General features: G+C 41.1%; 12 protein-coding genes and 1 other annotated feature. Of the genes, 1 reads left to right on the forward strand and 11 read right to left on the reverse strand.

Translation table 11 applies throughout. The features are described from left to right. Positions 1 to 4 precede the first annotated feature (4 nt). The 9 genes from BN1875_RS08450 to queA all read right to left on the reverse strand — a co-directional run bounded on the left by BN1875_RS08450 (position 5) and on the right by queA (position 9,472). On the reverse strand, positions 5 to 1,012 hold the full coding sequence (locus BN1875_RS08450) for a sugar kinase (RefSeq protein ID WP_048604413.1): 1,008 nt from the start codon (positions 1,010 to 1,012) through the stop codon (positions 5 to 7). Next, entirely contained in the window at positions 1,013 to 1,660 is a 648-nt protein-coding gene (locus tag BN1875_RS08455) for a bifunctional 4-hydroxy-2-oxoglutarate aldolase/2-dehydro-3-deoxy-phosphogluconate aldolase (protein WP_048604414.1), read from the reverse strand. Positions 1,661 to 1,761: 101 nt separating this feature from the next. Then, entirely contained in the window at positions 1,762 to 2,529 is a 768-nt protein-coding gene (locus BN1875_RS08460; RefSeq protein WP_048604415.1) for an IclR family transcriptional regulator, read from the reverse strand. A 110-nt stretch (positions 2,530 to 2,639) separates the two neighbouring features. Then, the gene (locus tag BN1875_RS08465) at positions 2,640 to 3,116 is read right to left on the reverse strand and encodes a hypothetical protein (RefSeq protein WP_048604416.1); all 477 of its coding nucleotides are present in this window, start codon (positions 3,114 to 3,116) and stop codon (positions 2,640 to 2,642) included. Between the two features lie 146 nt (positions 3,117 to 3,262). Next, positions 3,263 to 5,857: a bifunctional acetaldehyde-CoA/alcohol dehydrogenase gene (gene adhE, locus BN1875_RS08470; RefSeq protein ID WP_048604417.1), complete on the reverse strand. Its 2,595-nt coding sequence runs from the start codon at positions 5,855 to 5,857 to the stop codon at positions 3,263 to 3,265. A gap of 207 nt (positions 5,858 to 6,064) precedes the next feature. Continuing rightward, positions 6,065 to 6,331: a post-transcriptional regulator gene (locus tag BN1875_RS08475; protein WP_048604418.1), complete on the reverse strand. Its 267-nt coding sequence runs from the start codon at positions 6,329 to 6,331 to the stop codon at positions 6,065 to 6,067. Positions 6,332 to 6,368: 37 nt separating this feature from the next. After that, entirely contained in the window at positions 6,369 to 6,734 is a 366-nt protein-coding gene (yajC, locus tag BN1875_RS08480) for a preprotein translocase subunit YajC (RefSeq protein ID WP_048604419.1), read from the reverse strand. Positions 6,735 to 6,816: 82 nt separating this feature from the next. Beyond that, positions 6,817 to 7,959, reverse strand: coding sequence for a tRNA guanosine(34) transglycosylase Tgt (gene tgt, locus BN1875_RS08485; RefSeq protein ID WP_048604420.1), 1,143 nt, complete (start codon positions 7,957 to 7,959; stop codon positions 6,817 to 6,819). A 481-nt stretch (positions 7,960 to 8,440) separates the two neighbouring features. Next, positions 8,441 to 9,472, reverse strand: coding sequence for a tRNA preQ1(34) S-adenosylmethionine ribosyltransferase-isomerase QueA (gene queA / locus BN1875_RS08490; protein ID WP_048605307.1), 1,032 nt, complete (start codon positions 9,470 to 9,472; stop codon positions 8,441 to 8,443). 142 nt (positions 9,473 to 9,614) lie between these two features. Between queA and BN1875_RS08495 the strand changes: the two genes are divergently transcribed. After that, on the forward strand, positions 9,615 to 10,502 hold the full coding sequence (locus BN1875_RS08495; RefSeq protein WP_048604421.1) for a VOC family protein: 888 nt from the start codon (positions 9,615 to 9,617) through the stop codon (positions 10,500 to 10,502). Between the two features lie 106 nt (positions 10,503 to 10,608). Here the strand turns inward: BN1875_RS08495 and BN1875_RS08500 are convergent, their stop codons facing one another. Both BN1875_RS08500 and BN1875_RS08505 read right to left on the reverse strand, forming a co-directional pair. Then, entirely contained in the window at positions 10,609 to 11,694 is a 1,086-nt protein-coding gene (locus BN1875_RS08500) for a 3-deoxy-7-phosphoheptulonate synthase (RefSeq protein ID WP_261795777.1), read from the reverse strand. Positions 11,695 to 11,839: 145 nt separating this feature from the next. Next, positions 11,840 to 12,083 (reverse strand) — a binding site (T-box leader). A 55-nt stretch (positions 12,084 to 12,138) separates the two neighbouring features. Further along, complete coding sequence (locus tag BN1875_RS08505) at positions 12,139 to 13,023, reverse strand: C40 family peptidase (RefSeq protein WP_048604423.1); 885 nt, start codon at positions 13,021 to 13,023, stop codon at positions 12,139 to 12,141. Positions 13,024 to 13,037: the final 14 nt, after the last annotated feature.

Genomic DNA, 13,037 nt, shown 5'->3' on the forward strand with positions numbered 1-13,037 from the left:
TCTCCTATCGAATAATTTTTCCAGAGCCGGCAGCTAAAAAGCTTTCGACTTCCGTTTGACTAAATTGATTGCAGTCGCCATGAATTGTATGTTTCAATGCCGAAGCGGCTGTCGCAAAATTGATGATGCTTTGTGGAGCATCTTTATTCAGCAACCCGTGTAACACGCCGCCAGAAAAGGCATCGCCCCCCCCAACACGGTCAACGATCGGATCGATCCTATGTGCTTGGGATTCATAGTACTGATTTTCCATCCATAATGTGCCGATCAGTTGATTGGCACTGGCAGAATAAACTTCCCGTTTCGTCGAATAAAATACTTGGATGTTCGGGAACAGTTCCTGCATTTTTTGGTAATAATAAATCGCTTCGTTCGGTTGCTCTTTTGGCATTTCAGGAATTCCCAGCAAATAGAGCGCATCCATTTTACCTGCAGAACAATAATCCACCAACGGCAATAAGTCCTGCAAGGTTTCGCCGGCTTCTTTTTGTGTCCAAAGTTTTCCCCGATAATTAATATCAAAGCTGATCTTGCAGCCGGCTTTTTTTGCTGCCTGCATCAAGGTCAAGGTCAGCTTGCGCCAATTTGCTGAAAGAGCGGGTGTGATACCGGAGATATGAAAAATATCCACGTGATCAAAAAGTTTTGCCATATCCCATTCAACTTCCTGCATTCCAGCAAAACTTGAACCGGCACGATCATAAATTACTGATGCGGCTCGTTCGCCAATTCCAGATTCCATATAATAGGTACCCAGTCGAGGCCCGCCTTGCAGCAGAAAATTTGTGGCTACACCGTACCGTTGCAAATGTCTTTTGACGGCTTCTCCTAATGAGTTTTCTGGTACTTTACTGGCAAAGGCAACCTCATGCCCGTAGTTTGCCAAGGAAATCGCGACATTGGCTTCGCCTCCGCCATAATGGGCTTCGAAACCTTCGCTTTGTGCTAGCCGTAGACCCTGCTGTGTAGATAAACGCAACATAATTTCGCCTAAGGTTACAACTTTTCCCATCTACTTGCTCCTAATCTCAGCCAATTTTGCTGCATATTGTGCCGCAACTTCCGTCACCTTGTCAAAATCACCTGTTGCTGCTGGAGCCAACAAGTTTCCACCAACACCAACTGTGATGACACCTGCTTTAAACCATTCTTCCATATTGTCTAAACCAACTCCGCCAGTAGGCATGATGTTTAATTGAGGCAATGGGGCTTTAAATGCTGAAATGATTTTAGGCCCATACGCACTGCCTGGGAACAATTTCACGATATCTGCTCCGCTCTTCAAGGCTTCTTTCATTTCGGTAATCGTCATACAGCCAGGTAAATAAGGAATTTGATACAAATTACAAATTTCTGCTGTTTCTTTGTCAAATGTTGGGCTGACGATATATTCTGCACCGACCATAATAGCTAAACGAGCAGTTACTGCATCCAAAACGGTTCCAGCACCAACGACAACATCGGGACGGTCTTGATAGTAAGTGACTAATTCTTTAATTACTTCGTCGGCTTGAGGAACAGTAAACGTTAATTCCAAGCCCTTTAATCCACCAGCAACGATAGCATGACTTGCTTTCAATGCTTCTTCTTTGGTTGCCCCACGAACGACGGCAACAACACCTGTTTGTTCTAGACGGGATAAAATTGAGACACGTTTCATCTTTCACACTCATTTCTTATTTAGAAATTTATTTTTACAAATTGGAAATCTATACCTTCATTATACGTAAACCTTCTAAAAATGCAAACGGTTTTTACAAATTAATTGGCGACTTTTGCGATTTCTTTTTCAATGGCAGTTTTTGTTTCTTTGATTTTCGTAATGATTTTTTCTTCTGTCTCTGAATTCAAGCGATATTTCGGCATACTGACGCTGAAAGCACCGATAATTTTTTCTTGATTCATGATGGCAGCCCCGATACAAAAAATATCTTTTTCCATTTCTTCGTCATCGTAGGCGACCTTTGATTCTTTGGTTTTATTCAGTTCACTTGCCAGTTTCAACGAGTTCGTGATGGTGTGTTCCGTGTAAGCTACTAATTCGTGCTGGTTAAGATAGTCTTGATAATCACTCTCAGAAAACTCCGACAGCACAGCTTTTCCCATCGCAGAGCTGTAAAGCGGCCGGGTGATTCCGATTTTTGACGACATACGAATCGTTTGATTTTTTGGCTCCAGTTTGTTGACGTACAAAATCTCGGCATTGTTCAAAATTCCCAAGTGGATTGTTTCATCAATCGATTTTTGTAATTGCTCTAAGTAAGGTAGGGACAATTCAACCAGATCCAACTGATCGATGTTCTTATTGGCATAGCGGATTAATTTCGATCCCAGACGATAGGTTTTATCCTGATTTTTATTGACATATCCGATCAAAACGAGTGTATCTAAAATTTTCAGCGTGGTGGAAGCGGTCATTTCCGTTCCTCGGGAGAGCTGCTGCAGGGATAAATCCGGATGATCTGCTAAATAATCTAAGATATGAGCCGCTCGGATCAAGACTGTTCCGTAAGGTTTAGAATTTTCCATATAAAACACTCCTATTTCTTTATAAGAAAATTATAACAAGCTTTCGTCAAAAAAAATAGTCTTTTTCAAAAAAATAGAAGCCGATTTTCCGGCTTCTATCGTTGGATTGTTTATTTTTTAAATAATTTTTTAAAAAAACTTTCTTTTCTTGGTGCTACTTGTTGTTCAGCCATTGGGTATTCCTGTTGAAAGGCGTGATTGTCCTTCAATAAATAGCCGTTCATCTCAAGTATTCCATCTATGCTGGCTACGATTCGTCTCAAGCCCCCATTTGTTTGTTGAAACCACAGAGGCGGCTGTGGTGTCGTCTGCAGATATTCTGCCAGTAACCCTTTTAGCGTCATCAATAATTCTCGTTGCTGGGACACCACCGTGCCGATTTCTGAAACGGTGATTGGTTCTGCCGTACCCTCTTCGGGAATCAGATCTGTCATCAAGGTTAAACTTTGCGTATAATCAGTCAAATCAAAAATAAACGTTTGTGTTGCTTCGTTTTTTCTATCCATGCTCTGTAATAGCTGGTGCATTTGTCGTTGCGTGTGAGCCAACTGTTGGAGCTGTTTCGTTGCTTCTTCCAATGTTGCCATATATGACACCGCCCTTTTGCTAATCTATTTCTCTTTTGTGTCTTCACTATACCAATTTTTTATCAAAGTACAAGTCGCTTTTTGTACAAAAAAGGCTGTGACAAGATCTCCTTGTAGTGCGAGACCTGTCACAGTTCCTTTACTATTTATTTTGCGTAAGCATCAATGATGATTTGTTTTAGTTCTGAAATCAATGGTTCTTTTGGATTTGCTGTTGTACATTGATCTTCGTAAGCCAATTCAGCCATCCGGTCAACCGTTGCATCCAGCGTTTTCTTCGTTACGCCTTGTGCTTCCAAGTTCATTTCAATACCGATTGATGTTCCCAACTCATAAACAGCATTTGCTAAAGCTGCAACTAATTCAGCAGTGGTATCGCCTTTTAGCCCTAAGAAGCGAGCGATATCTGCATAATCTGTGTCAGCGCGGAAATAGTCATATTTAGGGAACATAGCATGTTTTTGCGGATCTTTCGCATTGTAACGGATAATGTGTGGTAAAAGGATCGCATTGGTCCGTCCATGAGGAATTCCGTATTCTCCGCCGATTTTGTGGGCGATTGAGTGACTGATTCCTAAGAAAGCATTCGCAAAGGCCATTCCAGCCATGGTCGAAGCATTGTGCATTTTTTCCCGAGATTCCATATCAGGAGTCTTCACAGATTTTTCTAAATAATCAAAGACGATCTTGATTGCTTGTAAACTCAACCCTCGTGTGTAATCAGATGCCATAACCGAAACATAAGATTCGATGGCATGCGTCAATACATCCATCCCGGTATCTGCGGTAACAGAGGCAGGAACTGACATAACAAATTGCGGGTCAACGATGGCAACATCTGGTGTCAACGCGTAGTCAGCCAATGGGTATTTTACATGCGTTTCGCTATCGGTGATTACGGCAAATGGGGTTACTTCTGAACCTGTACCAGAAGTTGTTGGGATACAAACAAATTGTGTTTTTACTGCTTTGTCAATTTTGTATGTCCGTTTCCGGATATCCAAGAATTTTTGTTTTGCGCCAAAGAATGAAGTATCTGGGTGTTCATAGAACATCCACATGCCTTTTGCTGCGTCCATTGCGGACCCGCCGCCAAGAGCAATGATCGTATCTGGTTGGAAATCTACCATTGTTTTTGTTCCGGCATATACAGTATTTGTTGATGGATTTGGTTCAACATCAGAGAATACTTCAATTTTCACGTCATTTTTACGACGAGCAAGTACTTCGCGAACGATATCGCAATAGCCGAATTGAACCATTCCAGGATCGCAGACAATCATTACTCGTTCCACGTTTTCCATTTTTTCCAAGTACAATAAGGAATTTTTTTCAAAATAAATTTTTGACGGTAGTTTGAACCATTGCATATTATTTCTCCGTTTCGCAACTGTTTTTACATTAATTAAGTTTACAGCAGATACGTTTCGAGAAACTGAATTCTTTCCGTAAGAGCCGCAACCTAATGTCAGTGATGGAATCATTTCATTGTAGATGTTTCCGATTCCGCCTTCTGCTGATGGGGTGTTTACTAAGATCCGGCAAGCTTTCATTCGTAAACCGAATTTTAGTTGCAGGTCTTCATCTTCTGAATGGATCACCGCTGTATGTCCCAATCCGCCAAGATTCAACATTGCTTCGCATAGGTCTAACGCATGTGCCGTTGTATCAGCTTTCATCATCGCCAATACTGGAGAAAGTTTTTCACGAGATAATGGGTAATCTGCGCCCACGCCTTCAAGTTCAGCAACCAATAATTTTGTCCCTTCCGGAACTTTGATTCCTGCTAATTTTGCGATATCGATAGCAGAATGACCAACGATTGCTGGATTTACTGCGTATTTTCCTTCGTTCATTACAGCATCTTCAAGTTTGCCTAATTCACTTGGTTTAACAAAGTAAACTTGATGCGCTTGAAATTCAGCTTTTACTGCTGCATAGATTTCTTTATCCACGATCACTGCTTGTTCAGAAGCACAAATCATGCCGTTATCAAACGTTTTTGAAACAATCAAATCGTTGACTGCTCGTTTGATTTTCGCTGTTTTTTCAATATAAGCTGGTACATTTCCTGGTCCAACGCCTAATGCTGGCTTTCCAGTTGAATAAGCTGATTTCACCATGCCGGCGCCCCCAGTTGCAAGAACGATGGCTACTCCCGGATGATTCATTAAAGATTGGGTTGCTTCAATCGATGGGTGTTCGATCCATTGGACACAATTTTCTGGTGCACCAGCGGCAATCGCTGCATCACGAACGATCCGTGCTGCTTCAGCAGAACATTTTTGTGCGCTTGGATGGAAAGCAAAGATAATTGGATTCCGTGTTTTCAAAGCGATCATTGCTTTAAAAATCGTTGTTGATGTTGGATTGGTTGTTGGTGTCACACCACAGACAACGCCGACTGGTTCTGCGATTTCGATCAGACCTTTTTGTTTATCTTCATTGATTACGCCAACCGTTTTGTCATGTTTGATAGAATTCCAGATATATTCTGAAGCATACATATTTTTGATTGCTTTGTCTTCATAAATGCCGCGACCGGTTTCTTCTACTGCCATTTTTGCAAGAGGCATATGTTTGTCTAAAGCTGCCATTGCCATTTCATGCACAATATGGTCTACTTTTTCTTGGTCAAATTCTTCCATTTCCTTCAATGCAATGTTTCCTTTTGCAGCAAGTTCGTCAATCATCGCTTGTACGTCAATTGTTTTAATTTCTTTATCTAATGTTTTAGCCATGGTCTTCCTCCCGGTTTCTGGTTAAAATTCTTTGTTAACTATTTCACATACATGATATTACACTATTCCTTTTTGTTTGTAAAGAATTTTTGTGATTTTTTTCACAACTTTTTTATTTCTTAGTTTTTTTCTACTTTTACCAGAAAGAAAACGGCTCAAAAAAAGGCATTGATTCTCAAACCACTGAGGATCAATGCCTTTGTTCTATCAAAATAAATCTGAAAAATCATCCAATGAGGATTGCTGCCGTGTTTGGGCTTGAATTTGCTGATAATCAAAAAAATCATTGGGCGTCGTTGCAAGCAACAACTGCTTTTTCTGAGGGAAGGTAACCGCCTGCTTCTTTTTCCAAAGATAGTTTTGGCAAAAAAGCAGCAATTCTTCTTTTGTTACCGATGAATACCCAGCCGCAGCAAATTCCCGCAATTTCTGTTTGCAGGCTGGATAAAAATAGATTTTTTCTAGTTGGTTCATTTTTTTCTCCAAAAAAAGAAAAATCCCGCAATGGGGATTATTCTTTAGGTTCTTCAGTTGATTCAGCATCTGTTGGGCCAACTTGCGGTGCATCCGCAGGTTTTTCTGTTTCTGTCGTTTCTGCTGTATCTACAGTTGGTTGACCAGGCGTAATCGTACGGATTGCTTGACGATCAAATTCTAGATAAATTCCTTCACAGTCAAGAGTTACTGTTTTTTCTGCTTCATTGATTTCTGAAATCACACCGTGTAAACCGCCGATCGTTACTGCGCGATCGCCAGGTTTCATAGCATTCAGCGTATTTTGACGTTCTTGTTGTTGTTTTTTAGATGATCGAGACATCATCCACCACGCACCCAAAAGGACAACAAACATGATAATTGTAAAAAATGGAGAACTCATTCTTTTCACCTCGTTTTAAATTCATTCACAAGAAATACTTTATCAGAATCCTATTGATTTAACTAGCACTTTCCCAAAAATATTAGAAATTTTTGGCATTTTCTTTGTTAAAGCCGTATGCTTCAAAGAAATCTTGGCGAAATTCCAATAAATTGTCATCCATGATTGCTTGGCGAACTTTTTTCATCACATCCAATAAGAAGTATAGATTATGATAAGAGGTTAGGCGCATACCGAATGTTTCATCGCATTTAATCAGATGGCGGACATAAGCCCGAGAATAATTGCGGCAAGTGTAACAATCGCAATTTTCATCAATTGGTCGGAAGTCCCGCGCATATTGGGCATTTTTCACGACTAATCGACCACGAGAAGTCATACAGGTTCCGTTGCGGGCGATTCGTGTCGGCAATACACAGTCAAACATGTCTACTCCACGAATAACGCCGTCAATCAAGGAATCTGCTGCTCCCACTCCCATCAAATAACGAGGCTTGTTTTCTGGAATCAATGGCGTGGTAAATTCCAGCACCCGATTCATCTCTGCTTTTGGTTCTCCTACTGACAGACCTCCGATGGAATATCCGGGGAAATCAAGACCTACCAATTCTTTGGCACTTTGTCGACGCAAATCTTCAAAGCCAGCACCTTGAATAATGCCAAATAATCCTTGACGATCAGGATTGGCGTGGGCTTTTAAGCCCCGTTCTGCCCAACGAGAAGTCCGTTCAACGGATTGCTTGACATAGTCATAGCTTTCATCAAATGGCGGACATTCATCAAAACTCATCATGATATCAGAACCCAATTTATTTTGGATGCCAATTGCTTTTTCTGGGGAAAGAAACATAGGTGAACCGTTCAAATGATTTCTAAAATGAACGCCTTCTTCCACAATATTTCGCATATCGGCCAAAGAGAACACTTGAAAACCGCCGGAATCAGTCAAAATCGGTTGATCCCAATTCATAAATTTATGTAAACCGCCTGCTTCTTCAACAATATCTTCGCCGGGGCGCAGCCATAAATGATACGTATTACTTAAAATGACGCCGGCACCCATTTCTTTTAATTCTTCCGGGGACATGGTCTTAACAGTGGCAAGGGTTCCTACGGGCATAAACATCGGTGTTGGAAACGTTCCATGAGGGGTAATCAATTCACCTAAACGGGCACCGGTATGCTTTTCTTTTTTAATTAAACGATAACGAATGGCATCTGACATTCATTTCCCTACTTTCTTCACTAAATTAACGAGCTTTATACATAATAAAGGCTAGTCGCCTTTTTTGCAATCGGTAATCCGAGAGTTTAAACTTGAAAGCGTTTCATTTCCGTGCTATACTTTGTTTGTAAGGAAGGAAGCTTATTTGTTGGAAAGGTACTCTCGAAAAAGTTTTAAGAAGAATAAACAAGTAAAAGATGTTAGACGTACAAAATTCACCTAGATTTATATGTGTGAAGTAAGACGAATAGTGAATGCGTATCAACTGGTTGAGAAACAATCAACAAGAGAAGTAATGAGTATACGTAACGAACAAGGAAATACGACTTAAAAGACTCACATGTTTTAGCGTAGAAATGTAGCGAAGACAAAGTTTTTTGTTTATAAGAGAATTGCTTTACATGTATAAACAGCAAACCCTTTTCAGCAAATCCCTTCCATAAGATAGAAAGACGAGGCCCTCGAGAGCCTCGTCTTATTTTTATTTCACAAACATGGCATCGCCAAAGCTAAAGAAACGGTAGCGTTCCTCGATTGCATGCTGATAGGCAGCCAAAGTTCTTTCTCGACCGGCAAAGGCACTTACCAACATAACCAGCGTTGATTTTGGTAAGTGAAAATTCGTTGAAAAAGCTTGAACAACTTTAAATTCATAGCCGGGAGTAATGAATATATCCGTCCAACCGCTGTCAGCTTTAATTTCTCCATCAAATTTTGTTCCAATAGTTTCTAATGTTCGAATCGAGGTGGTTCCTACCGCAACAATCCGGCCGCCCTTTTGACGAACCTTGTTCAAAGCAGCAGCAGCTTCTTCTGTCAAACGATAAAATTCGCTGTGCATGTGGTGTTCTTCGATATTATCCACGCTTACTGGACGAAATGTGCCCAAACCAACATGCAGCGTCAAATACACCAGTTCAATTCCCTTTGCCTGAATTTCTGCCAATAATTCTTTCGTAAAATGCAAGCCAGCTGTTGGTGCAGCAGCAGAACCATTTTCCTTGGCGTACACGGTTTGGTAACGATCCGGGTCTTCCAAACGTTCTTTGATATAAGGTGGCAGGGGCATTTCTCCCAACGATTCTAAAATTTCCAAGAAAATTCCTTTGTAGTTAAAGGTAATAATCCGTCCGCCATGTTCCAATTCTTCCTCGACAACAGCTTTCAAACGACCATCACCAAAAACGATCTCTGTACCGACTTTTGCTCGTTTTGCTGGTTTAATCAACGTTTCCCACGTATCTCCATGGGTGTTCGTCAGCAGCAAGACTTCCAAATGTCCGCCGGTATCTGGTTTTTCCCCATACAAACGTGCAGGCAAGACCCGTGTGTCGTTCATCACTAAGGCATCGCCGGGATGCAGTTCATTGATAATGTCATGAAAATGGTTGTCCTGCATTTCTCCTGTCTTAGAATCTAAAACCAACAGACGAGAACTGGCACGATCTTTTAACGGTGTTTGGGCGATTAGTTCTTCTGGTAAATCAAAATCAAAATCTTCCGTAGTTAACATTCTTTTCACTCTTTTCAGGTTTTGTCTTTGCCATTCTACCATTTTTTGAAAAGATTTTCGACCCGCAGACAAGTTGCTTGCTTCCTTTAGGCATTCTTATTATACTTACAATAAGTAAGCTACTAATTAGGAGGGATCCCTTATGCCACCACTTCATCATATTTCATTATTAACTAAAAACAGCAAAGACAACGTTGCCTTTTACACGAAACTACTTGGCATGCGTTTTGTAAAAAACACGGTTAATCAAGACAACCATCGAATGCTCCACTACTACTATGGCGATTACCAAGGCGCACCGGGATCAGTCGTTACTTTTTTTGTCGTTCCCCATTTAGGCAATCGTTACGACAAGGATCATTTTATTGCAACCATCGGTTTAAAAATTCCCCGCGGAAGTATCAGCTATTGGGAACAACGACTACAAGCCCAAGAGATTGCCTTCACCCGCAAAGGAAAAGAATTATTTTTTGCTGATAACGACGGAGTGGACTTAATTTTGGAGGAAGTAGATCGAGCACCCTTAGCCATGGAACATGTCGTCCAAAACGAAATTCCTGAAAACTATCAAATTTTAGGGTTGCGCTCCACTGAGATTCATGTAAGCGATCCGGCAAAAACCAGTGAATTTTTCGAAAAATTATTAGGCTGGCAAACAAAAAAACAACAAATTTCCTTTAATGAAACAGATTTTATCCGCATTTTACCAAATGAAACAACAGACATGAGTCATATGGGTCGCGGCAGTGTCGATCATATCGCCTTTGCAGTAGAAAATGACGAGGCTTTGGATGCCTTACACGAACGGGCAAAGGAACAGGGGTGGACTATCGAAAAAATCGTTTCCCGCGGTTATTTTAAGAGTCTTTATATTCGCGAACCCGGCGGCAATCGAATGGAATTTGCCACATTAGCTCCCGGATTTACGATTGATGAACCTTTAGAAACATTGGGAGAAAGTTTCGCTTTACCACCGTTTCTTGCGGAACAACGAGCAGAAATCGAAGCCAACATTTATCCGGAAGACTAGCATTCTTCCAGCCCTAAGTAAAAATAAAAATCCGAATGATCCCGCTCGTTACACTGTACGAAAAACGATCATTCGGATTTTTTTTGCTAGTTAGACTTCATCAATTTTATGCGTGTGCTGCGATATAGCGAACAAGTTCTTCTGTTTTTTCCCATCCCAAGCAAGGATCGGTAATGGATTGACCAAAAACTGTGCCATCTGGTTCTTGACGTCCATCTTCCAAATAACTTTCAATCATGAAGCCGCGAACCATTTTTTTGATATCTTCATTGTAGGTACGATTCGTCAATGTTTCTTTTACGATCCGAATTTGTTCTTCATACTGTTTGCCGGAGTTATCATGGTTGGTATCCACTACGACAAATGGATTTTGGTAGCTTCCTGCGTTATATGCTTGAACGGTTTTCAACAGATCTTCGTAATGATAGTTTGGGATGTTTTCTCCGTGTTCATTAAGTCCTCCACGTAAAACCACGTGCGCTAAAGGATTAGAACTTGATTCCACTTCTGCCCCATTGTAGATAAACTCTTGCTTTTGTTGTGCTGCATGCAAGGAATTGAAAAGCACCTTCAAATTGCCGCTGGTAGGATTTTTCATTCCGGTGGGTTGATCGATTCCGCTGGCAACAAAACGGTGTTGTTGGTCCTCCACCGAACGGGCTCCAACAGCAATGTAACTAATTAAATCTTCCACAAACTCCAAATTTTCCGGATAAAGCATTTCATCGGCAGTAGTCAAACCGGTTTCTGTAATGACCCGTTTATGCAATTTTCGAACAGCGATGATTCCGCTGACGAGATTGACTTCCCCGGTTGGGCTTGGTTGGTGCAATAGTCCTTTATACCCATCACCGTTGGTCCGAGGTTTATTAGTGTACACTCGTGGTACCATGAAAATTTTGTCTTTTACTTCTTCCTGTAATTTTGCCAAACGTCGCACATATTCCATCACTGCTTCTTCATCATGGGCAGAACAAGGACCGATAATTAATAAAATTCGTTGATCTTTTCCTTCGATGATTCCTTTTAGTTCTTCATCCCGTGCCGCTTTTTTCGCCGCTACTTCATCGGATAATTTTCCAATTGATTTGACACTTTCCATGTTGATTCGTTTGCTTAATGCGTTGAAACTCATTTTTCTCCACTCCTCTTTTTTAAGTGTTTCATTTTTTGATCGTCTCTTTTCTTTCACCAAAAGATTTAAACCAATGAAACTATTCCTTCAAAAACATTTTTTTCAGTCAGATAATAAGTATTCGTTTTGTCAGAAACTTATGAATCACTGTCAGGAATTGCGAAAAGCAATAAAAAAAGCCCCGTCTTTTCCAAATCAAATTGGAAAGGACGGAGCCTGAAAGACTCGTGTTACCACCTTTTTTTGTCGATTGCTCACACAATCCACCTTAACAGGTACATTCATAATACCCTGGCATTATAACGAACGCTCACCATCCGTCGCAGCCTACTCCATTCGGTGCGAAGTTCAAAGAGGAATTCGATTATTAGATGAATGCGCCTCTCATCAACCGGCAGCTTTCTGAATTCATGGGATAATCTACTACTTCTTATCATTACTTTTATCACTATTGTTTTGAATATTCTAATTACTTTTTCTGAAAATGTCAAGAGTCTTTTTCTACATTTTCCAAAACCTTCTGATTTCACTCAATTCGGTTTCATACTTCGTACCGGCAATTTTTGTGATCATTACCTTCGAGCCGGGCGTTTGAGAATGAATCATTGCTCCATTTCCCAAATACATACCTACGTGATGGACAAAGCCTTTCCCTTCTTCATAGGCAAAAAATAGTAAATCACCGGCTTGAGCATCCGCAAACTCGATTTTTTCCCCGGCAATAGCTTGCAAATGGGCATCACGAGGCAGTTGCATCCCGTTGACCCGATGCAGACTATACACAAAACCGGAACAATCAAAACCCGTGCCGCCAATTCCCGCCCAAACATAAGGCAAATCTAAAAAATACTGCGCGAGCTGAATCATATTTTGTGCTTTTTGCACGCCGCTGTACTGATCCAAGCGCTGCCCCTCTTTTTTTGCCAAATGCGCTGTACCGTGAGGGGTCTCCACAACAAAATCCGTTTCTTCCGAAAGCAATGGCAGAACGGTGCCAAAAACTACTTGGATTTTTTTCTTATCATTTTTCTCGTCAAAAGAAAGTGTGGCACTGGGTGAGACAACGGCGACTTTAGGGAAGTCTTTTTTTGGTGCAGGGACTTCCAGCAAATCCTTACTGGGAATCCACCCTTTGTAGCCAGCACCCTTTTCTACCGGCTGTGTAGGCACGAGAACCTGTGTCCACTCACCCGTTTTAGCAAGCACCTCAACTTCTTCACCATACAACAACTGGGAATCCACCAGCTTTTCCCGATACAAGGTCATGGCGGAATCCGCTGTTAAAAAATACGGTTTTTCTGCGGCTTTATTTTTGATTTCTGCAAGGACAGCATTATTTTCTGGCTGTTTCCATAAAAACGTTTGGGGAACTTGGACTTTTTTCACTTTTTCACCTTCTA

Origin of the sequence: Enterococcus massiliensis, assembly GCF_001050095.1 — a bacterium.
Classification (GTDB): Bacteria; Bacillota; Bacilli; order Lactobacillales; family Enterococcaceae; genus Enterococcus_C; species Enterococcus_C songbeiensis.

Bases quoted from the DNA above. Each gene is read 5' to 3' on its own strand.
- BN1875_RS08450 (WP_048604413.1), bottom strand. From the start codon at position 1,012: ATGGGAAAAGTTGTAACCTTAGGCGAAATTATGTTGCGTTTATCTACA.
- BN1875_RS08455 (WP_048604414.1), bottom strand. From the start codon at position 1,660: ATGAAACGTGTCTCAATTTTATCCCGTCTAGAACAAACAGGTGTTGTT.
- BN1875_RS08460 (WP_048604415.1), bottom strand. From the start codon at position 2,529: ATGGAAAATTCTAAACCTTACGGAACAGTCTTGATCCGAGCGGCTCAT.
- BN1875_RS08465 (WP_048604416.1), bottom strand. From the start codon at position 3,116: ATGGCAACATTGGAAGAAGCAACGAAACAGCTCCAACAGTTGGCTCAC.
- adhE (WP_048604417.1), bottom strand. From the start codon at position 5,857: ATGGCTAAAACATTAGATAAAGAAATTAAAACAATTGACGTACAAGCG.
- BN1875_RS08475 (WP_048604418.1), bottom strand. From the start codon at position 6,331: ATGAACCAACTAGAAAAAATCTATTTTTATCCAGCCTGCAAACAGAAA.
- yajC (WP_048604419.1), bottom strand. From the start codon at position 6,734: ATGAGTTCTCCATTTTTTACAATTATCATGTTTGTTGTCCTTTTGGGT.
- tgt (WP_048604420.1), bottom strand. From the start codon at position 7,959: ATGTCAGATGCCATTCGTTATCGTTTAATTAAAAAAGAAAAGCATACC.
- queA (WP_048605307.1), bottom strand. From the start codon at position 9,472: ATGTTAACTACGGAAGATTTTGATTTTGATTTACCAGAAGAACTAATC.
- BN1875_RS08495 (WP_048604421.1), top strand. From the start codon at position 9,615: ATGCCACCACTTCATCATATTTCATTATTAACTAAAAACAGCAAAGAC.